The sequence below is a fragment of the Streptomyces sp. NPDC035033 genome, assembly GCF_040636735.1.
In the GTDB taxonomy this organism is placed as follows: Bacteria; Actinomycetota; Actinomycetes; order Streptomycetales; family Streptomycetaceae; genus Streptomyces.
This window is the reverse complement of record NZ_JBEZUZ010000070.1, coordinates 14,888-35,192: the sequence shown is the minus strand read 5'-3', so window position 1 is coordinate 35,192 and position 20,305 is coordinate 14,888. Positions and strand designations below refer to the sequence as shown.

The following is a 20,305-nucleotide window of genomic DNA, read 5'->3' as shown; positions in this document are numbered from 1 at the left end:
GAGTACGCCATGAGCAGCGATCCGGACGCCTGGGCCGAGGCGTGCGCCGAGGACCTGAAGGCGGAGAAGGCCCGCCGCCGCGCCGAGCACGGGACGGAGCCCGGCTCGCCCGCCGAGGAGTTCCGCAAGCTCTTCGAGGCCGTCGCCGAGAAGGTCACCGGCGGACTCGGCGCCGCGGCCCCGCTGTTCGGCGGGCAGAACGCCGCCGGGGCCGCCGAGGTCGTCAAGGGCCTCGTCAACCAGGCGAAGGCCGCCGTCGAGCCGGTCATCGAGCGCAACCCGCAGGTCTTCGACCACCTCGCCGCCGCCGGCGGCGAACTCCTCGCCGCCTACCGTTCGGCCGTCGAGGGCCACGAGACCCGCTGGACCCGCGGCCCCGGCCTCTCCGAGGACGACCCCCGCCGCGCCGCCGGCACCCCCGGCGAGCCCGCCCCCGAGGACCGCCCGGACGACGAGGGCGGCCCCACCACCGGCCGCCCCATCGACCTGGACTGATCGGTAGGGCGCCTCCCCTCGGGTACGGTGGGCCCTAGCGGGGCTCGACCGAAAACTGAGGGACACATGGGACTCACCATCGGCGTCGACATCGGCGGCACGAAGATCGCGGCCGGCGTGGTCGACGAGGAGGGCAACATCCTCGACACGCACACGGTGCCCACCCCGCCGACCCCCGACGGCATCGTCGACGCCATCGGCGCGGCCGTCTCCGAGGCCGGCAAGGGCCACCAGATCGAGGCCGTGGGCATCGGCGCGGCCGGCTACGTCGACGACAAGCGGGCCACCGTCCTCTTCGCGCCGAACATCGACTGGCGGCACGAGCCGCTGAAGGACAAGGTCGAGCAGCGCGTCGGCCTCCCCGTCGTGGTCGAGAACGACGCCAACGCGGCCGCCTGGGGCGAGTACCGCTTCGGCGCCGGCCAGGGCCACGAGGACGTCATCTGCATCACCCTCGGCACCGGCCTCGGCGGCGGCATCATCATCGGCAACAAGCTGCGCCGCGGACGCTTCGGCGTCGCCGCCGAGTTCGGCCACATCCGGGTCGTCCCCGACGGCCTGCTCTGCGGCTGTGGCAGCCAGGGCTGCTGGGAGCAGTACGCCTCCGGCCGCGCCCTCGTCCGGTACGCCCGGCAGCGCGCCAACGCCACCCCGGAGCGCGCCGAGATCCTCCTCGGCCTCGGCGACGGCACCCCCGAGGGCATCCAGGGCAAGCACGTCAGCGAGGCCGCCCGGGCGGGCGACCCGGTCGCCGTCGACTCCTTCCGCGAGCTGGCCCGCTGGGCCGGCGCGGGCCTGGCCGACCTCGCCTCGCTCTTCGACCCGTCCGCGTTCATCGTCGGCGGCGGCGTCTCGGACGAGGGCGACCTCGTCCTCGACCCGATCCGAAAGTCCTTCCGGCGCTGGCTGATCGGCGGCCAGTGGCGCCCGCACGCCCAGGTCCTCGCCGCCCAGCTCGGCAACAAGGCCGGCCTCGTCGGCGCCGCGGACCTGGCCCGCCAGGGCTGACCCCGGTCCGCCCTTTCCGGTCGATGCCCGCCGCGCCCCCTGGGGCGGGGCGGGCATCCGGCCTATGTTGGGGGTCATGGCCCTCGACGCGACCGGCGCGCTGCCCGCCTCCCGTACCGAGCCGGACGGTTCGGCCGTGGTCCGGATCCTCAGCTACAACATCCGTTCGATGCGTGACGACGAGGACGCCCTCGCCCGGGTGATCCGGGCCTGCGCCCCCGACGTCGTCCTCGTCCAGGAGGCCCCCCGGTTCTTCCGCTGGCGCAAGCACGCGGCCCGGCTGGCCGCCAAGAGCGAGCTGGTCGTCCTCTCCGGCGGGGCCACCGCCGCGGGGCCGCTGCTGCTCTGCTCCCTGCGCGCCACCGTCGAGCGGACCGAGGACGTCCTCCTGCCGCTCACCCCCGGACTGCACCGGCGCGGCCTCGCCACCGCCGTCGTCCGCTTCGGCGCGGTCCGGCTGGGGCTCGTCAGCTGCCACCTGAGCCTGGCGGAGGACGAGCGGTACGCCCAGGCGGGCCTGGTCCTCGACCGGGTCGCCGCGCTGGGCACCCCGTACACGATCGTCGCCGGCGACCTCAACGAAGGCCCCGGCGGCCGCGCCTTCACCCGGCTCACGGCGACGCTCCGCGACGGCTGGGAGGCCGCTCCCCGGGGCACCGAGCACACCCACCCGCCCGTCGGCCCCCGCCGGCGCATCGACGCGATCCTGGCGACCGAGGGCGTCGAGTTCCTCGGCTGCGGCGTCCCCCGGGACCTCGACCCCGCCGACCTGACCGCCGCCACCGATCACCTTCCGGTCCTGGCGGCGGTCAGGCTCCGGGCACCGGCGTGACCGCCGGCCGGCTTCCGGCCGCGTGCGTGAGGCGGTGTCACACCACCGCGCCGCGGCCCGGGTCGTCGTAGCCGTCGCCGTCCTCGTCGTCGCCCTTCATGCGGGCCACCAGGGTGGCGAAGCCGCCCAGGAAGCCGCCGACGCACAGGGTGGTGAGCCACCAGGTCATGTCCCACTGGAAGAGGACCGCCAGCAGCATCAGGACCGGGCCGCCGACCACCGCCAGCCAGGCGAACTTGGTGGTGGTGTCCGCCTCCGGGAGCGGGGGCGGCTCCGGCGGCACGAAGTGCCCCTCGTCCGCGCCGCCGGGGCCCTCCTCGGGCTCGGCCAGGCTGTAGTCGCGCGGGCCGCCGCTCGGGCGCACCCCGGGCGCGAAGGTGATCGAGCTGCCGAGGGCCGGCTTCCCGTCGTCGTCGCCGTCGTCCGAGTCGGGGCCCGGCTCGGGCTCCGGCGCGAGCGGCGAGGGCGACTCCCGCTTCGGCTGCTCCGGCCTCGGCTTGTCCGGCTTCGGCAGGTCACCGCCGGAGGCGGACCGGGCCTCGCGGGCCTCCAGCTCCTCCGGCTCCGGCAGCGTCAGGTTCTCGATCGGCCGGAACGGGCGCGCCCCCGGCGGGTCCGCCGGCTCCTCGCCGTACCCCGCGACGATCGCGGCCCACGCCGCCTCCTCGTCGATGGGCTGCGGCTCCCGCTCGCCGCCGCCGTCCTGCTGGTCAGCCACCGCTCCTGCTCCCCTTCCCGCCCACGAGTCCCGGGGCGAGACGCTCGACGAACGCCAGACTCTCCTCGAAGATCCTCTCCGCGTCATGGTCCAACGTCGCCACGTGGTAGCTCTGTTCCAGCAGGACCTCCTTGACGTCGGTGGAGGAGACCCGGCTGAGCACCCGGGCCGAGTCGGCCGGCGGCACCACGTGGTCCCGCGGGCTGCGCAGCAGCAGGAGGGGCTGGGTGACCTGCGGCAGCTCGCCGTCCACCAGCCGGAAGAACTGCCGCAGCGAGTGGGCCGCGTGCAGCGGCACCCGGTCGTACCCGACCTCGGTCACGCCCTCCTTCGCGATGTCGTTGGCGACGCCGCTCGTCGTCGGGACGAGGTGCCGCACGACCGGCAGGGCGCGCGCGGCGAGGCCGTGCACCTTGTTGCCCGGGTTCACGAGGACGATGCCCCGCACCGCGTCGCCGTGCTTCGCGGCGAGCCGCAGGGTCAGCGCCCCGCCCATGGAGAGGCCGAAGACGAAGACGGCCGAGCAGCGGGCGGTGAGCTCGCGCAGCGCCCGGTCCGCCTCCGCGTACCAGTCGTGCCAGGTGGTGAGCTGCATGTCCTGCCAGCGGGTGCCGTGCCCGGGCAGCAGCGGCACCGACACCGTCAGGCCGCGGTCCGCGAGGTACTCGGCCCACGGGCGCATCGACTGCGGGGAACCGGTGAATCCGTGACAGAGAAGGACGCCGACCTCTCCGCCCTCATGGCGGTACGGCTCGGCTCCGGGAAGGACCGGCACCGGGGTCTCCTGTTCGGTTGCGGCTCCGGCGCGTCGAGGGCGCCAGAGTCGTACGGCGATGGGGGAAGGACCTTCACGGTACGCGACCGGACCGACACCGACCAGGGCCGCAGCGGGGGAGGCGCGCCCGCACGGGATAAAGTCGTCACGACGGCACACGGAAGGCATGGCGAGTTGATCTACGGCGCAATGAAGTTCTCCATCGGAGGGTCCCTGAAGCTCGCCTTCCGGCCCTGGGTGGAGGGCTTGGAGAACGTGCCCGCCGAGGGTCCCGCGATCCTGGCCAGCAACCACCTGTCCTTCTCCGACTCCTTCTTCCTGCCCGCGGTCCTCGACCGCAAGGTCACCTTCATCGCCAAGGCGGAGTACTTCACCACGCCCGGCGTGAAGGGCCGGCTGACCGCCGCCTTCTTCAAGGGCGTCGGCCAGCTCCCGGTGGACCGCTCGGGCGCCCGCGGCGCCGGCGAGGCGGCCATCAAGGCCGGCATCGAGGTCATCGAGGGCGGCGGCCTCTTCGGCATCTACCCCGAGGGCACCCGTTCGCCCGACGGCCGCCTCTACCGAGGCAAGCCCGGCGGCCTCGCCCGGGTGGCGCTGGCCACCGGCGCCCCGGTGATCCCGGTCGCCATGATCGACACCGAGAAGATCCAGCCGCCCGGCAAGATCGTCCCGAAGCTGATGCGTCCCGGCATCCGGATCGGCAAGCCGCTCGACTTCTCCCGCTACCACGGCATGGACGGCGACCGCTTCATCCTGCGCTCGGTGACCGACGAGGTCATGTACGAGATCATGAAGCTCTCCGGGCAGGAGTACGTCGACATCTACGCGACGGCCGCCAAGCGGCAGATCGCGGAGGCCGAGAAGGCCGCCAAGGAGGCCGTGAAGGCCGAGATCGCCGCTCGGGAAGAGTCCGGCGCCTGACGTTCCCGTCCGGGAGCGTCCACGGGGGGGGTGGGGGAGATGGTCAAGCGCGAGCGTGTCGTGCGCATGTCGGTCGAGCAGCCGCTGTGGCGGGCGCTGACCGGCTACCGCGTCCTGACGATGATCTACGCGGTGCTGATCTTCGCCACCGGGCGGGACCGCTACGAGCGGCCCTGGATCGCCGTCGGCTACCTCGCGGTGCTCTGCGTCTGGACCCTCGCCACCCTCCCCAGGGTGACGAGCGCGGCCCGCTGCACCAAGCGGTTCCTCGGCGCCGACCTGACCCTCGCCCTCACCGGCATCCTCCTCACCCCGCTCGCGGACGCCCACGCCCAGTCCGTGGACGGCCCCACCCTGCCGTCGATATGGACGGCCGGCTCCGTCCTCGCCTTCGCCCTCAAGGGCGGCTGGCGCTGGGCCGCCCTCGCCTCCTCGCTCGTCGCCGTCGCCAACATCGTCGAGCGGTCGCACCCCAGCCGGGACACCGTCCACAACGTGATCCTGGTCTGGGTCGCCTCCATCGCCATCGGCTACGTCGTCGAGGTCGCCCGCGCCTCCGAGCGCACCCTCGCCCGCGCCCTGGAGATCGAGGCCGCCACCCGGGAGCGCGAGCGGCTCGCCCGCGACATCCACGACAGCGTCCTCCAGGTCCTCGCCATGGTGCAGCGGCGCGGCACCGCCCTGGGCGGCGAGGCCGCCGAGCTGGGCCGGATGGCGGGCGAGCAGGAGGTCGCCCTGCGCACCCTGGTGGCCGGCGGCCTCACCCGTACGAGCCACGTCTCCGAGGACGAGTCCGAGGGGGCCGTGGTCCGCGTCGTCGAGGTCGACGACGAGCCCGACGAGGACGCCCCGGTCGACCTGCGCACCCTGCTCGCCCCGCGGGCCGGCGCCCGGGTCACCCTCGCCGACCCCGGCGTGCCCGTCCCGCTGCCCTCCGCCGCCGCGCGGGAACTGGCCGCCGCCGTCGGCGCCGCCCTGGACAATGTGCGGGTGCACGCGGGCGCGGACGCGCGCGCGTGGATCCTGGTCGAGGACTGGGACGACGAGGTCGTCGTCACCGTCCGGGACGACGGGCCCGGCATCCCCGAGGGCCGGCTCGCCGAGGCGGAGGGCGAGGGCCGGATGGGCGTCGCCCTCTCCATCCGGGGGCGCCTGCGCGACCTGGGCGGCACGGCGGAGCTGATCTCGGTCCCGGGCCAGGGCACCGAAGTCGAACTGAAGGTCCCGCGACCGCCGCGGGACGCACGGGGGAAGGCAGGAGAGAAGTGAACGAGGCGCAGAACCGGGACGAGACGCGGCCGATCAAGGTGATGGTCGTCGACGACCACCCCATGTGGCGGGACGCCGTCGCCCGCGACCTGGCCGAGGCCGGCTTCGACGTGGTCGCCACCGCGGGCGACGGCGAGCAGGCCGTCCGCCGGGCCCCCGCCGCCGCCCCCGACGTCCTCGTCCTGGACCTGAACCTGCCGGCCAAGCCGGGCGTCCAGGTCTGCAAGGAGCTGGTCAAGGCGCTGCCCGGACTGCGGGTCCTGGTCCTCTCGGCGAGCGGCGAGCACGCCGACGTCCTGGAGGCCGTGAAGTCCGGCGCCACCGGCTACCTGCTGAAGTCGGCCGGCGCCGAGGAGCTGATCGACGCGGTCCGCCGCACCGCCGCGGGCGACCCCGTCTTCACCCCGGGCCTGGCCGGCCTGGTCCTCGGCGAGTACCGCCGCCTCGCCTCCGAGCCCGCCCCCGCCGCGGGCGCCGGGGAGCCGGAGGCGCCGCGCCTCACCGACCGCGAGACCGAGGTCCTGCGGCTCGTCGCCAAGGGCCTCAGCTACAAGCAGATCGCCGAACGGCTCGTCATCTCGCACCGCACCGTGCAGAACCACGTCCAGAACACCCTGGGCAAGCTCCAACTGCACAACCGCGTCGAGCTCGTCCGGTACGCGATCGAGCGCGGGCTCGACGAAGGCTGACCGGACTGGACCGGACCGGACGCCGGGCGCGGTGGCGGACAGAGCCGTATATTCGGGCGCATATGCGGCTTTCCGGCGAGAGGACTGGCGTGGAGATCCTGGCATTCGGCGTGCAGGCGGACGAGAAGCCGCTGATCGAGAAGGCGTTCGAGGGTCACCACGACGTCCGCTGTCTGGACGTCTTCCTCACCGAGGACACCGCGCCCATCGCGGCCGGCTACGAGGTCATCTCCACCAGCGTCAACGCCGTCCTCGACCACCGGGTCCTGCAGACCCTGGCGGCCGGCGGCACCCAGATGATCGCCCAGCGCTCCACCGGCTTCAACAACATCGACCTGGAGGTCGCCGAGCGCCTGGGCCTCACCGTCGCCCGGGTCTCGCACTACTCGCCGTACTCCGTCGCCGAGTTCGCCTGGACCCTCGCCATGGCCGTCAACCGGCGGATCGTCCGCGCCTCCAACCGCACCCGCGACTTCGACTTCCGCCTCGACGGCCTCATGGGCCGCGACCTGCGGGGCCGCACCGTGGGCGTCCTCGGCACCGGCAAGATCGGCGAGGCGTTCGCCCGGATCGCCCACGGCTTCGGCACGCGGCTGCTCGGCTGGGACGTCGCCGAGAACCCGGCCTGCGTCGAGCTCGGCATGGAGTACACCGACAAGGACCGGCTCCTCGCCGAGGCCGACCTCGTCAGCCTCCACGTGCCGCTGCTGCCCGCCACCCACCACATCATCGACGCCGCCGCCCTCAAGGCCATGAAGGACGACGCGATCCTGGTGAACTCCAGCCGCGGCGGCCTCGTCGACACCGAGGCCCTCGTCACCGAGCTCCGCGCCGGCCGCTTCGCCGGCGTCGGCCTCGACGTCTACGAGGCGGAGGCCGGCCTCTTCTTCCTCGACAAGTCCCTCGCGGGCGTCGAGGACGACACCCTGGCCCGCCTGGTGACCTTCCCCAACGTGGTGGTGACGAGCCACCAGGCGTACTACACCGCCGACGCCGTCGGCCAGATCGTCGACACCACGGTCCGGAACGTCCTCGACTACCGGGCCGGCCGGCGCGGCGAGAACGTCCTGGTCCCGAGGCCCGTCTCCTGAACCGCCTCCCCGGGCCGGGCCCGGGGAGACGACGGGCGCGGCCGGCCGGTCCTAGACCAGCACCCCGGCGAGCAGCGAGGCCGTCACCGTCGCGCCCTCCAGCGTCAGCACCGACTCCGGGTGGAACTGCACGGAGGCGAAACCCGGGCCGCGCAGCGCGTGCACCTCGCCCGTCCCCGCCTCCCGGCTCACCTCGATCCGGTGCAGCGCCAGCTCCGTCGCCTCCCGCTCGTCGCAGCGGGCCGTGAAGCTGTTGTAGAAGCCGACCACGCGCTCCTGCCCGAACAGGTCGATCCGCACCTGCGCGCCCTGGAACGGGGTCCGCTTGCGCACGATCTCCAGGCCCAGCTCCGCCGCGATCAGCTCGTGCCCCAGGCACACCCCGAGCAGCCCGTGCCGGTGCCCGCGCAGCAGCTCCGCGGTGAGCCCGCGCAGGAACCGCATCTTCGGGTCGGCCGCGTCCGACGGGTCGCCGGGCCCGGGTCCGAGCACCACCGGCCCCTCGTGGGCGAGCGCCAGCTCCCGCAGCCCCGGCTCGTCGTACCGCAGCACCGACACCTCCAGCCCCGAGGAGCGCAGCAGATGGGCCAGCATCGCCGTGAAGGTGTCCTCCGCGTCGACCACCAGGGCGTGGCCCGTCAGCTCCGCCGAACGGGTCTGCATCCGCAGCCAGAACGGCGCCAGGTCCGCCCGCCGGGCGTCCAGCGCGGCCCGCACCCGCGGGTCGTCCGCGAGCCGCGGCCGGGCGGGGGAGTCCTCCGCCGGGCGCCCCTCCCGCACGCCGAGCGCCGCGAGCACCGCCGCCGCCTTCGCGTGCGTCTCGGCGACCTCGCCCGCCGGGTCCGAGTGCCGGACCAGGGTCGCCCCCACCGGCACCCGCAGCCGCCCGTCGAGGGCGATGTCGGCGGTCCGGATGAGGATGGGGGAGTCCAGCGTCTGCGCCCCGCTCCCGTCCGTGCCGAGCAGCGCCAGCGCCCCCGCGTAGTAGCCGCGCCCGCCCGCTTCATGGCGCTCGATCACCCGGCAGGCGTTCTGCACCGGCGAGCCGGTCACCGTCGCGGCGAACATCGTCTCCCGCAGCACCTCCCGCACGTCCAGCGAGGACCGCCCCCGCAACTCGTACTCCGTGTGCGCGAGATGGGCCATCTCCTTCAGCCGGGGACCGATCACCACCCCGCCCATGTCCCCGACCGTGCACATCATCTTCAGCTCCTCGTCGACCACCATGGAGAGCTCCTCGGTCTCCTTGCGGTCGGCGAGGAAGCCGAGCAGCCCCTCGGCGGTCGGCGCGACCCCGTCCGGGTACCGGTACGTGCCGCTGATCGGGTTCATGACCACGGTCCCGCCCGCCATCCGCACGTGCACCTCGGGGCTGGCCCCGACGAGCACCCGCTCCCCGGTGTGCACGACGAAGGTCCAGTACGCGCCCCGCTCGCCCGCGAGCAGCCGCCGGAAGAGCGCGAGCGCGTCGGTCCGCCCGAAGCCGGGGATCTCGCCGGTGTACGTCCGCCGGATGACGAAGTTGGCGCCCTCGCCGGCGCCGATCTCGTCCTCGATCACCCGCCGCACGATCCCCGCGTACTCCTCGTCGGGGACGTCGAACGCCCCGCCGGTCACCTCGACCCGGTGCGCGGGCAGCGCGTCGAGCACCGCGCCGAGCGGCAGCTCGTACGTCTCCTCCGCGACCAGCACGGAGAGCGGGGTGCCGTCGTCCCGTACGTCGAAGCCGCGCTCCCGGATCTGCCGGAACGGGACCAGCGCGAGCGCCGGCCGCCCGCCCACCGGCAGGTCGGCCAGCCGCTCCGCCTCGTGGACGGCGCCGATCAGGACCTCGACGGTGTCGTGGTCGCGGCCGGGGGTGCGGCGGCGGAGCAGGGCGAACGGCGGGGCGGAGTCGTCGAGGAGACGGGAGAGGTCGAAGCTCATGGCGTGCGGGTTCCTTCCGGTCGGAGCGGGAGCGGAGAGGAACGGCCTCGCGGGAACGAGAAAGGCCGCCCCTCGGGCGGCCTTCGCGTGGTCTTCGGATACGCGCAGTCAGTGGGCCGCCGGAGGGACGGTCCACCACCAGTTCTGGGTCGAAGGCGCGTACATGCGAGCACTGTAACCCAGCGGGAGACGGGAACGGGGCCCGTTCCGCACCGTGGACGGTACGGAACGGGCCCCGTGCGAGGCCGTGCCCGATCAGACGATCAGGTTGTAGACCCCCCAGCCGCTGCCCACGTTCACGCGGGTGGCGTACGGGTTCGGGTAGCCGCTGGTGTTCTTGTAGAACCACAGGACGCCGGACTTGTCCCGGGCGATCAGGTCGGGCTTGCCGTCCTTGTCCAGGTCACCGGGGCCGACCATGACGTTGTAGACGCCCCAGCCGCCGCCGACCTTCGCGCGCGTGGCGTACGGGTTCGGCGAGCCGCCGGTGTTCTTGTACAGCCACAGGTAGCCGGCCGTGTCGCGGGCGATCAGGTCCGGCTTGCCGTCCGCGGTCATGTCACCGGTGGCGATCAGCTCGTTGTACACGTTCCAGCCGCCGCCGACGCGGACGCGGGTCGCGAACGGGTTCGGGGACGCGCCCGTGTTCGTGTACAGCCACAGCACGCCCGCGGTGTCCCGGGCGACCAGGTCCGGCCGGCCGTCGGCGTTCATGTCGCCGACGCCGAGGAGCTTGTTGTAGATGTTCCAGCCGCCGCCGACCTTGAGCCGCGTCGTGAAGGGGGCGGAGGGGTTGCCGGTGCCCTTGTAGTACCAGAGCACGCCGTCCTTGTCCCGGGCGACGACGTCCCCGGTCCCGTCCGCCTTCAGCGTCGTCATCGGCGTGATGGTGTTGTACACCTGCCACCCCGGCCCGACCCGGTACTTGGTCAGGAACGGCGCGCTGCCGGAGCCGGTCCCCTGGTACTGCCAGAGCACGCCGGAAGCGTCGCGGGCGATGATGTTGTTGCGGTCGGTGGTGCTGACCGGGGCGGCGCCGGGCGCCTCCGTGATCTCGCTCTGCTTCACCCAGACGATCTTGTGGTGGAAGCGGATCGGCACGAACAGCGTGGAGCCGATGACGTTCTTCTGGGCGGAGCCGAACCAGTCGTCGCCCTTCACGGCGGGACCGGCCTTCACGTAGGCCTCGCCGGCCTCGAAGGTGAACTTCGACAGCGGGTCGTTCTCGTTGCCGGGCGCCGACAGACCGGCCGCGGTGTAGGCGGCGGTCTCAGGGAAGGAGCGGCCGAAGACCTTGATCGAGGCCAGGCCGGACTTCACCTTCACCGTGGTGGCGTTCACCGGCACGGTGTACTGGCCGCCGGGGTTGTAGAACCAGGCCTTCTCGCCCGCGTACCAGATCGCCGTCCAGTTGGACCGGACCTCCGCGACGACGTACAGGCCGCCGGCGCGGACCTTGTTGCCGTAGTTGGAGCCCTCGGACCAGAGGGAGGTGAAGTACGGGTCCTTCAGCGTCGTCGCGCTCGTCGAGGGCGACGTGTAGAGGTAGCCGAAGTTCGACGGCCGCGGCGGGACCTCCGTGCCGCCGACGCTCAGCTTCGGCTGGTTCGCCGTGGTGAAGGGCGGGACCACCCGGACCGTCTGGCCGGCCCGGAGCAGGCCGCCCGCGCCCTGGTCGCCCTGCGGGGCGCCCAGGAGGGACATGTAGTGGTTCCAGTCCCAGTACGGCCCGCCGTCCCAGTGCAGGTTGGCGACCTTGTCGTCCGTCTGGAGCGCGACCTCGTCGTGGCCGATGATGTGCTCGCGGTCGATCGGCACGCCGTAGGTGGTCGCCAGGTGCTTCACCAGCGCCGCGGAGGAGCGGTACTGGGGCTCGGTGTACCAGCTGCCCTCCTTGATGGCGTAGCCCTCGTGCTCCACGCCGATGGCGTGCATGTTGTGGGTCCAGTTGCCCGCGTGCCACGCCAGGTTCTTGTTCTCGAGCATCTGGGTGACCAGGCCGTCGGACGCCCGGATCAGGTAGTGGGCGCTGCCCCCGCCGTTCGGGTCGGTGAGCACCTTGAGCGAGCCGTCGTAGCCGCCCTCGGTGTCGTGGATGACGATCTGGCGGATGTCGACGCCCTGGTTGGGGCGGTCGGCGGCGGTGTAGTTCTTCTTGCCGGTGGAGGAGGGCACGGTCAGCTTGACGTTGCAGTTCAGGCCGCTCGGGCACTCGGGGAGCGCGGTCGCCGTGGTGCTCGCGAAGGTCGCGGCCAGCGGCACGTTCGCCGGCTTGACGGGCTCGACCGCGGGGTCGGCCGGCAGCGCGACCTGCTCGCCGTCGAGGGTGAGCTCCCGCTCGCCCTTCTTGATCGACTCGAAGACGCGCTTCGCGAAGAGGTCGGCGCCCTTCTTCTCCGGGGACTGGCTGTACCGGGCCACGGCCGGGTACCAGTCGCCGGGCTCGTCCGACAGCTCGGCGCCCGCCTGCTTCTGGTAGTCGGCGAGCAGGGCGGCGCCGGCGCGGATGGACGCGGCGGTGTCGTTCTGCACGGACTCGGTGGAGCTGCCGATCAGCTCGGCGCCCTTGTCCAGGGTGTGGAGGCGCGGGTCGTCGGTGTCGACGAGCGCGCTCTCCAGGATGCGGCGGACCTTCTCGCGGTCGAAGGTCTTCTCGATCTCCGGCCGGCCGGAGCCGTTGAAGTGGTCGATCTGCTCGTCGGTGACCTCCTGCTGGACGTCCTCCGGATCGACCTTCGTCAGCCCCATGACGTTGTACGCGCCGGTCGTGCTCGGCTCGCCGTCGTGCGACTCCCAGCGGGTCTGCTGGTACGACACCGCCATCAGCACGCTCTGCGGTACGTCGAACTCCTCCGCCGCCGCCGCGAACTGTTCCTGGAGGGTGGCCGTGTCGCCGGGCTTCGCGTCGCCGGTCGCGCCGAGGAAGCCCGGCGAGGCGACCGCGAGGGTCCCGATCGTGGCCGTGGCGACGACCGCGGCCGCCGCTCCGTACAAGAGTCGTTTCTTCTTGCGATCCCTGCGGTGCCTCTGGGTCACGCCCACCCCTATGTTTTTGGCCATGCATCGGAGAGCAGGTTTGCTCGTTTGCTGAAACGGGCCTGAGGGTAACATCACTCGATGGCGTGAAGATCATGCCCGGGTGATACGGGCGCGCGTCTCAGCCACTGGGCACGGGACAGGTCCGGACGAAGAAGCCCGTACTGTGTCCATGTGACCGTGAACGCTGAATCCCACGCCGTCGCCAAGGCGACCTGGCGAGACCTGCCCGCGGCGCAGCAGCCCGAGTACCCCGATGCCGAGGCTCTGCGCGATGTGATCGCGGACCTCGAGTCGTATCCTCCGCTCGTCTTCGCCGGCGAGTGCGACCAGCTGCGCGCCCGGATGGGAGCCGTCGCCCGTGGCGAGGCGTTCCTGCTCCAGGGCGGCGACTGCGCCGAGGCCTTCGACGCCGTGTCCGCCGACCACATCCGGGCCAAGCTGAAGACGCTGCTCCAGATGTCCGCCGTCCTCACCTACGCGGCCTCCGTGCCCGTCGTGAAGGTCGGCCGCATCGCGGGCCAGTACTCCAAGCCCCGCTCCAAGCCCACCGAGACCCGCGACGGCGTGACGCTCCCCACCTACCGGGGCGACTCCGTCAACGGCTTCGACTTCACCGAGGCCGCCCGCGTCCCGGACCCCGAGCGCCTGAAGCGGATGTACCACGCCTCCGCCTCCACGCTCAACCTGGTCCGCGCCTTCACCACCGGTGGCTACGCCGACCTGCGCCAGGTGCACGCCTGGAACCAGGACTTCGTGAAGTCGTCCCCGTCGGGCCAGCGCTACGAGGCGCTCGCCCGCGAGATCGACAACGCGCTGAACTTCATGAAGGCGTGCGGCACCGACCCGGCCGAGTTCAAGGCCGTCGAGTTCTACGCCTCCCACGAGGCGCTGCTGCTCGACTACGAGGGCGCCCTGACCCGTACCGACTCCCGCACGGGCAAGCTGTACGACACCTCCGGCCACATGGTCTGGATCGGCGAGCGCACCCGCCAGCTCGACCACGCCCACATCGAGTTCGCGTCGCGGATCGCGAACCCGATCGGCATCAAGCTGGGCCCGACGACCACCCCGGAGGAGGCGCTCACCTACATCGAGCGCCTCGACCCGGACCGCGAGCCGGGCCGGCTGACCTTCATCGTCCGCATGGGCGCCGACAAGGTCCGGGACAAGCTCCCGGAGCTGGTCGAGAAGGTCACTGCCTCGGGCGCCACCGTCGCCTGGGTGACCGACCCGATGCACGGCAACACCTTCGAGGCGGCCTCCGGCCACAAGACCCGCCGCTTCGACGACGTGCTCGACGAGGTCAAGGGCTTCTTCGAGGTCCACAAGGCGCTGGGCACCCACCCGGGCGGCATCCACGTCGAGCTCACCGGTGACGACGTCACCGAGTGCGTGGGCGGCGGCGACGAGATCTTCGTCGACGACCTGCACCAGCGCTACGAGACGGCCTGCGACCCGCGCCTCAACCGGAGCCAGTCGCTCGACCTCGCGTTCCTCGTGGCCGAGATGTACCGCGATCAGTAAGCGGCTCGCTATGACGATGGGGCGCGGATCCTTGTGATCCGCGCCCCATCGTCATAGCGGAGGCTTTTACGCTCCCGGCCCGCCGGGTAAGGTTAGGTTAGCCTAATCGATCTCGGCGGGAGGTGAACCGCGTGTACGTCTGCTCATGCTTCGGTGTCACGGAGAAGCAGGTCAAGGAGCACGCGGAGGCCGGCGCCTGCACGCCCCGCCAGATCGCCTCCGCCTCCAAGGCGGGCACGGACTGCGGCTCGTGCGTGCGGCGCATCCAGGCCCTCCTCGGCCGCGGCGGCTGCCCGCGCCGCGAGCTCCTGGACCAGGGCGCGCCGGCCCTCGCGGCGGAGACCGACCTGACCGAGGCGGCCTAGCTCGGCTGCTCGATGAGCGTCGAGAGGTAGAGCGCCTCGCCCAGCGACTCGATCAGCTCCAGCTGGGTGTCCAGGTAGTCGATGTGGTGCTCCTCGTCCGCGAGGATCTCCTCGAAGAGGTTGGCCGAGGTGATGTCCCCCTTGGCGCGCATGACCTCGATGCCCCGCTTGAGGCGGTCGATCGCCTCCACCTCGACCTGGCGGTCCGCCTGGAACATCTCGGTGACGGTCTGGCCGACGCGCACGTGGAAGAGCCGCTGGTAGTTGGGCAGGCCGTCGAGCATCAGGATGCGCTCGGTCAGCTTGTCCGCGTGCTTCATCTCGTCGATGGACTCTTCGCGGGTGTACTTCGCGAGCTTCGTCCAGCCCTTGTTGTCCTGGATGCGGTAGTGCAGCCAGTACTGGTTGATGGCCGTCAGCTCGCCGGTCAGCTGCTCGTTCAGAAACTCCAGGACCTCGGGGTCGCCCTGCATCGCTCAAGGTTCCTTCCATCACGGGGTGTGTCCGGCCCGTCACAGGGCAGGATGGCCGCATCCTCGCATCCCCCTTGAGGGGCGTCCAGTAAGTGCAGGCTTAGTCGGACTTGCCCGGATGGGCTCGGCCAGGCGGGTGGCTGGTCATGACCACCCCTCGCGGTCTGTCACCATGGATGACATGGGTCAGCCGGAGAGCGGGGTACACCGGGACGTGGGGACGCCGGACGATTCGCCCGGGCTTCCGCCGGGGCAGCGGCTCCAGCGCGGCTGGCCGGTCACCCACTACGGACCCGTGCCCCGGTTCAAGCCGGAGCGCTGGGAGTTCCGCGTCTTCGGGGCGACCGCCGACGGCGACAAGCGGTGCTGGAACCACGAGGAGTTCTCGGCCCTGCCGTTCACCACGGTGGTGGCCGATCTGCACTGCGTGACCAAGTTCAGCATGCTCGGCGCCGAGTGGGGCGGGGTCGCCGCCCGGACGGTCCTGGAGCTCGCGCCGCCCGCCCCGCACGTCACGCACGTCATGGTCTGGGCCGAGTACGGCTACAGCGCCAACATGCGGCTCGCCGACTTCGCCGCCGAGCGCACGATCTTCGCCACCCACAAGGACGGCGAGCTGCTCACCGCCGAGCACGGCTTCCCGCTGCGGCTCGTCGTGCCCCACCTGTACGCCTGGAAGGGGCCCAAGTGGGTCCGGGGCGTGGAGTACATGACGGCCGACCGCCGCGGGTTCTGGGAGGAGCGCGGCTACCACAACCTCGGCGACCCGTGGACCGAGCAGCGCTACTCGTACCAGGAGGAACCGGGCGACGGCCCGGAGCTGTAGGCGCCCCGGTCCGCCGCCCGCCGTCCTCGGCGGCGCCGGCTCAGCGGTGGTACCGGTGCACCACCGCGTGCCCCTTGCCCCGGGCGATCATCCACTTGTTCACCGGCGTGGTGACCAGGAACGCGACGGCGAAGGCGAAGGCGAGCGCGCCCCAGAAGAGGGCGTCGTCCAGGTGGGCGTCCATGGCGCCCGGGACGAGCAGCAGCACGCCGTTGTCGACGATCTCCATGACGAGGATGGAGAGCGTGTCGGCGGCGAGCGCGACCTTGACGGCGGACCGGAGGTCCAGGCCGGCGGTGAGGACGCCGCGCAGCGTGAGCGCGTAGCCGAAGAAGAACGCCAGGACGATCGCGAGGGCCATCGTCGGGGCGTTGCCCCAGCCGAGCGCGGTGCCGACGACCATGCCCAGGACCTCGCCGATGGCGCAGCCGGTGAGGCAGTGGAGGGTGGCCCTCGCCGCCATGCTCCAGCTCGCCCCGCTCCCGGCGCCGTGCCCGGCGTGGTGGCCCTCGTGGCCGTGGTGAGCGGCGTGGCCGGTGGGGTCGCGGTGGCCGGCGTGGTCGGTGTGACTCGTGTGGTGGTCGTGCGCTTCGTGCTCCATGAGGGGCCCCCAGCCTCGGACAGCGGTTCCTGCCGATACGGGAACCGTATACCCCTCAGGGGTACCCATCAATCGGAAATGATCAGAAGCGGATCACATCCGGAGCTTCTTGAGCAGCTCGATGTCCGCGACGTGGCCTTCCTTGCCGCCCGGCGTTTCGATGATCAGCGGTACGCCGTCGGTGGCCGGATGGCGCAGCAGGTGCCGGAACGCCTCCTCGCCGATGTGCCCGGCGCCGATGTTGGCGTGCCGGTCCCTGTGCGCGCCGGCGGCCTCCTTGGAGTCGTTGGCGTGGATCAGCCGCAGCCGGCCCTCGCCGACGGTGGCGACCAGCTCGTCCAGGGTCCGTACCGCCCCGCCCGGCGCCGTCAGGTCGTGGCCGGCCGCGAAGATGTGGCAGGTGTCGAGGCAGATCCCCAGCTTCGGGTGGTGGTCGAGCGCGTCGAAGTACGGGCCGAAGTCCTCCGCCCGGGAGCAGAGCGAGAAGCCCTGGCCGGCCGTGGACTCCAGGAGCAGGTACGGGTCGTCCTCGTGGGTCAGCTCGTCGAGCAGCGGCAGCATCCGCTCCCGCACCTGCGCCAGCGCCTGCGCGCGGGGGCGGCCGCCGGTCGCCGAGCCGGTGTGGACGACCACGCCCTTCGCGCCGATCTCCCGGCCCCGCCGCAGCGAGTGCCGCAGCGACTCCACCGACTTCTCGACGGTGGCCTCCGTGTGGGAGCCGAAGTTGATCAGGTACGGGGCGTGCACCCAGGCCGAGAGCGACGCGGCGGCGCACTCGGCGCGGAACCGCTCGTCCTGGGCCGGGTTGCCGGCCGGGGTGGCCCAGCCGCGCGGGTTGGCGACGAAGACCTGGACCGTCTCGGCGCCCAGCTCGCGGGCGTAGCCGAGGCCGACGGTGGCGAGACCGCCGGCCACGGGGACGTGGCCGCCGACGGGGTTGCGCATGGGTGTCTCAGATTCCCTTGATGGTGATGGCGACGGCGGAGCCCTCGGGGGCGGTCTCGCCGCCCTCGACGGACTGGCCCGTGACCTCGTCGCCGAGGAAGGGGAACTTCTTCTCCACCTTCACCTCGAAGCCGGCGGCCTCCAGTGCCTCGCGGGCCTCGTCGGTCGACATGCCGACGACGTCCGGCACCTCGACCTGCCGCGGCCCCTTGGAGACGGTCAGCGTGATCGCGTCGCCCTTCGCGGCCCGGCTGCCCTCCGCGAGCGACTGGGCGGCGACCGAGCCGGCGTCCTCGGGGGAGTGCACCCGCTCCGGCGCGACCGACACCTTGAGGCCGGCCTCCTGGAGGGCGGCGGTGGCGTCGGCGACGGTCTCGCCGGTGACGTCCGGGACGTCGACGGGGGCGCCCTTGCTGACCACGAGCGCCACGGCCGAGTCCGGGGCCCGCTCGGTGCCCGGCTCCGGGTCGGAGCCGATCACCGCGCCCTGGGCGACGGTCGCGCTGAAGACGGTGGTGACCACACCGGGGGCGAGGCCCTCCTCCGTGAGGATCCGCCGGGCCTCGGCGAGCGGCTTGCCCTTCAGGTTGGGCACCTTCACGATCTCCGGGCCGCGGGAGAGGGTGAGGGTGACGGTGGCGCCGCCGCGGACCCGCTCGCCGGGAGCCGGGTCGACGGCCATCACGGTGCCGCGCTCGTACACGTCGCTGAAGGCGCGCTTCGTCGTGCCCAGCTCCAGGCCGGCGTCGGCGAGCCGCTTCGCCGCCGTCGCCTCGGGCTGGCCGAGGACGGCGGGGACGCGGGTGAACTGTCCGGCGCCGACGTACCAGACGCCGCCGCCGATGCCCAGGAGGAGCAGGACGCCGAGGACGATCAGGAGCGGACCGCGCGGGGCCGGGCGGCGCGGCCGGGCCGGCGGGGCCCCGGGGGACGCGAGCCGGCTGGTGTGCTGCACCGCCTGCGGATCGGTGACCTCGCGCGCGGGCACCGGGCGGGCGATCACGCTGGTGCGGTCCTCGCCGGTGTCCCGCTGCTCGGCCCGCGCCCCCGGCGGCACCGCGTCGAGCTGGGCGTCGGTGAGGGCCGCGCGGGTCTCCCGGGCCAGGGCGAGCAGCGCCACCGCGTCCTCCGGGCGGGCCCCGGGGTCGCGGGCGGTCGCGGCGGCCACCAGCTCGTCCAGCTCCGGCGGCAGCCCGGGGACGGCCGCGGACGGGGCCGGCACGTCGGTGTTCAGGTGCCGGTAGAGGACCTGGGCGGGGGTGTCGCCGGAGTGCGGCTTGGCGCCCGTCAGCATCTCGTACAGGACGACGCCGCAGGCGTACACGTCGGCCCGGGTGTCGGCGGTGCCGTGCTCGATCTGCTCGGGGGCGAGGTACGAGACGGTGCCGAGGACCGCGCCGGTGGTGGCCGTCGCCGAGCCCACGGCCCGGACGAGACCGAAGTCGGCGACCTTGACCCGGCCGTCGTCCCCTATCAGCACGTTCTCCGGCTTCATGTCCCGGTGCACGAACCCGGCCCGGTGCGCGGCGCCGAGCGCGGCGAGCACCGGCTCCAGGACGTCCAGCGCGGCGCGGGGCTGGAGCGCGCCGCGCTCGCGGAGCACGTCGCGCAGGGTGCAGCCGGAGACGTACTCCATCGCCAGGTAGACGTACGCGCCCTCGGCGCCCTGGTCGAAGACCCCGACCACGTTCGGGTGGGCGAGGCGGGCGACCGACTTCGCCTCGCGGATGAACCGCTCGACGAAGGCGGCGTCGGCCGCCAGGTCGGGATGCATCACCTTGAGCGCGAGGACGCGGTCGAGGCGGGTGTCGACGGCCCGGTAGACCGTGGCCATCCCGCCGACGGCGATGCGCGCGTCCACGCGGTAGCGGCCGTCGAGCAGCCGACCGACGAGGGGGTCCTGAAGGGTCGTGTCCACGGCGTCGAGTCTACGAGCCGGTAGGGACACGGCCCGCCCGCCGGGTCCCGACCGCAGCACGCCTGTGACGTACCCCGCGCCCCGCCGGGGTCAGAAGGCGGGGCGTTCCGGGTCCAGCCGGGCGCGGCCCTCCGCCGGGGAGGAAGCCTCCGCGAAGTGGCGGCGGGGGATGCGGCCCGCGCGGCGGGCGAGGCGGCCCGCCTCGACCGCGTGGCGCATCGCCGAGGCCATCAGGACCGGCTCCTGCGCACGGGTCACCGCCGAGGCCAGCATCACCGCCGCGCAGCCCAGCTCCATCGCGAGCGCCGCGTCCGAGGCCGTGCCCGCGCCGGCGTCGAGGATCACCGGGACGCCGGCCTTCTCCACGATCAGCTCGAAGTTGTGCGGGTTGCGGATGCCGAGGCCGGAGCCGATGGGGGAGCCCAGCGGCATGATCGCGGCGCAGCCGACGTCCTCCAGCCTCCGGGCGAGGACCGGGTCGTCGTTGGTGTACGGCAGGACGGTGAAGCCGTCGTCCACCAGGGTCTCCGCCGCGTCGAGCAGCTCCACCGCGTCGGGGAGGAGGGTCCGCTCGTCCGCGACCACCTCCAGCTTGACCCAGTCCGTGCCCAGCGCCTCCCGCGCGAGGCGGGCCGTGAGGACGGCCTCGCCGGCGGTGTGGCAGCCCGCCGTGTTCGGCAGGACGCGGATGCCGAGCCGGTCCAGGACGGAGAGGACCGAGCCCTGCACGGTGGGGTCGAGGCGGCGCATGGCGACCGTGGTGAGCTCGGTGCCGCTGGCCACCAGGGCGCGCTCCAGGACGTCCAGGCTGGGGGCGCCGCCGGTGCCCATGACGAGGCGGGAGGAGAACTCCGCACCGCCGAGGACGAACACGTCGTCGGACATCGTGC

Annotated in this window: 20 protein-coding genes; 10 read left to right on the top strand and 10 right to left on the bottom strand. The window is 72.9% G+C overall.

The features are described from left to right. Positions 1–9 precede the first annotated feature (9 nt). The 3 genes from AB0E83_RS25180 (at position 10) to AB0E83_RS25170 (ending at position 2,335) form a co-directional block, all read left to right on the top strand. Positions 10–495 (top strand): DUF5304 domain-containing protein, encoded by a 486-nt coding sequence (locus tag AB0E83_RS25180; RefSeq protein ID WP_362116084.1) that lies wholly within the window; start codon positions 10–12, stop codon positions 493–495. A gap of 66 nt (positions 496–561) precedes the next feature. After that, on the top strand, positions 562–1,503 hold the full coding sequence (locus tag AB0E83_RS25175; RefSeq protein ID WP_362116082.1) for an ROK family glucokinase: 942 nt from the start codon (positions 562–564) through the stop codon (positions 1,501–1,503). Between the two features lie 76 nt (positions 1,504–1,579). Continuing rightward, on the top strand, positions 1,580–2,335 hold the full coding sequence (locus tag AB0E83_RS25170) for an endonuclease/exonuclease/phosphatase family protein (RefSeq protein ID WP_362116079.1): 756 nt from the start codon (positions 1,580–1,582) through the stop codon (positions 2,333–2,335). A 37-nt stretch (positions 2,336–2,372) separates the two neighbouring features. Here the strand turns inward: AB0E83_RS25170 and AB0E83_RS25165 are convergent, their stop codons facing one another. Then, a complete protein-coding gene (locus AB0E83_RS25165) occupies positions 2,373–3,053 on the bottom strand; it encodes a hypothetical protein (protein ID WP_362116076.1) in 681 nt (226 codons plus the stop codon). Beyond that, the gene (locus tag AB0E83_RS25160) at positions 3,046–3,828 is read right to left on the bottom strand and encodes an alpha/beta fold hydrolase (RefSeq protein WP_362116073.1); all 783 of its coding nucleotides are present in this window, start codon (positions 3,826–3,828) and stop codon (positions 3,046–3,048) included. Before AB0E83_RS25160 ends, AB0E83_RS25165 begins: the two co-directional genes overlap by 8 nt. Positions 3,829–4,017: 189 nt before the next feature. Between AB0E83_RS25160 and AB0E83_RS25155 the strand changes: the two genes are divergently transcribed. The 4 genes from AB0E83_RS25155 (at position 4,018) to AB0E83_RS25140 (ending at position 7,798) form a co-directional block, all read left to right on the top strand. Continuing rightward, on the top strand, positions 4,018–4,749 hold the full coding sequence (locus AB0E83_RS25155) for a lysophospholipid acyltransferase family protein (protein ID WP_362116070.1): 732 nt from the start codon (positions 4,018–4,020) through the stop codon (positions 4,747–4,749). A gap of 39 nt (positions 4,750–4,788) precedes the next feature. Continuing rightward, positions 4,789–6,018 (top strand): DUF5931 domain-containing protein, encoded by a 1,230-nt coding sequence (locus tag AB0E83_RS25150; RefSeq protein WP_362116067.1) that lies wholly within the window; start codon positions 4,789–4,791, stop codon positions 6,016–6,018. A 41-nt stretch (positions 6,019–6,059) separates the two neighbouring features. Next, complete coding sequence (locus tag AB0E83_RS25145; protein ID WP_362116107.1) at positions 6,060–6,707, top strand: response regulator transcription factor; 648 nt, start codon at positions 6,060–6,062, stop codon at positions 6,705–6,707. Between the two features lie 89 nt (positions 6,708–6,796). Then, entirely contained in the window at positions 6,797–7,798 is a 1,002-nt protein-coding gene (locus AB0E83_RS25140; RefSeq protein ID WP_362116064.1) for a 2-hydroxyacid dehydrogenase, read from the top strand. Positions 7,799–7,849: 51 nt separating this feature from the next. Here AB0E83_RS25140 and AB0E83_RS25135 read toward each other — a convergent pair whose 3' ends face one another. From AB0E83_RS25135 to AB0E83_RS25125, 3 genes are all read right to left on the bottom strand, one after another. After that, positions 7,850–9,724, bottom strand: coding sequence for an anthranilate synthase family protein (locus AB0E83_RS25135; RefSeq protein ID WP_362116061.1), 1,875 nt, complete (start codon positions 9,722–9,724; stop codon positions 7,850–7,852). Positions 9,725–9,832: 108 nt separating this feature from the next. After that, on the bottom strand, positions 9,833–9,889 hold the full coding sequence (locus tag AB0E83_RS25130; RefSeq protein WP_189850365.1) for a trp operon leader peptide: 57 nt from the start codon (positions 9,887–9,889) through the stop codon (positions 9,833–9,835). 90 nt (positions 9,890–9,979) lie between these two features. Then, on the bottom strand, positions 9,980–12,784 hold the full coding sequence (locus AB0E83_RS25125; protein ID WP_362116058.1) for an N-acetylmuramoyl-L-alanine amidase: 2,805 nt from the start codon (positions 12,782–12,784) through the stop codon (positions 9,980–9,982). Between the two features lie 150 nt (positions 12,785–12,934). On the opposite strand from AB0E83_RS25125, the gene AB0E83_RS25120 reads away from it, so the two are divergent. Further along, a complete protein-coding gene (locus AB0E83_RS25120; protein WP_362116055.1) occupies positions 12,935–14,287 on the top strand; it encodes a class II 3-deoxy-7-phosphoheptulonate synthase in 1,353 nt (450 codons plus the stop codon). Between the two features lie 122 nt (positions 14,288–14,409). Then, positions 14,410–14,652 (top strand): (2Fe-2S)-binding protein, encoded by a 243-nt coding sequence (locus AB0E83_RS25115; protein WP_362116052.1) that lies wholly within the window; start codon positions 14,410–14,412, stop codon positions 14,650–14,652. Here AB0E83_RS25115 and bfr read toward each other — a convergent pair. Further along, positions 14,649–15,125 (bottom strand): bacterioferritin, encoded by a 477-nt coding sequence (bfr, locus tag AB0E83_RS25110; RefSeq protein WP_030493020.1) that lies wholly within the window; start codon positions 15,123–15,125, stop codon positions 14,649–14,651. The genes AB0E83_RS25115 and bfr overlap by 4 nt on opposite strands. 181 nt (positions 15,126–15,306) lie before the next feature. On the opposite strand from bfr, the gene AB0E83_RS25105 reads away from it, so the two are divergent. Beyond that, complete coding sequence (locus AB0E83_RS25105) at positions 15,307–15,951, top strand: sulfite oxidase-like oxidoreductase (protein WP_362116049.1); 645 nt, start codon at positions 15,307–15,309, stop codon at positions 15,949–15,951. A 40-nt stretch (positions 15,952–15,991) separates the two neighbouring features. Here AB0E83_RS25105 and AB0E83_RS25100 read toward each other — a convergent pair whose 3' ends face one another. The 4 genes from AB0E83_RS25100 to AB0E83_RS25085 form a co-directional block, all read right to left on the bottom strand. Continuing rightward, positions 15,992–16,552: a DUF4396 domain-containing protein gene (locus AB0E83_RS25100; protein WP_362116046.1), complete on the bottom strand. Its 561-nt coding sequence runs from the start codon at positions 16,550–16,552 to the stop codon at positions 15,992–15,994. 93 nt (positions 16,553–16,645) lie between these two features. Then, positions 16,646–17,497 (bottom strand): deoxyribonuclease IV, encoded by an 852-nt coding sequence (locus AB0E83_RS25095; protein WP_362116043.1) that lies wholly within the window; start codon positions 17,495–17,497, stop codon positions 16,646–16,648. Positions 17,498–17,504: 7 nt separating this feature from the next. After that, on the bottom strand, positions 17,505–19,415 hold the full coding sequence (gene pknB, locus AB0E83_RS25090; protein WP_362116040.1) for a Stk1 family PASTA domain-containing Ser/Thr kinase: 1,911 nt from the start codon (positions 19,413–19,415) through the stop codon (positions 17,505–17,507). Between the two features lie 90 nt (positions 19,416–19,505). Then, positions 19,506–20,300, bottom strand: a complete 795-nt coding sequence (locus tag AB0E83_RS25085) for a thiazole synthase (RefSeq protein ID WP_362116037.1) — start codon at positions 20,298–20,300, stop codon at positions 19,506–19,508. Positions 20,301–20,305 lie beyond the last annotated feature (5 nt).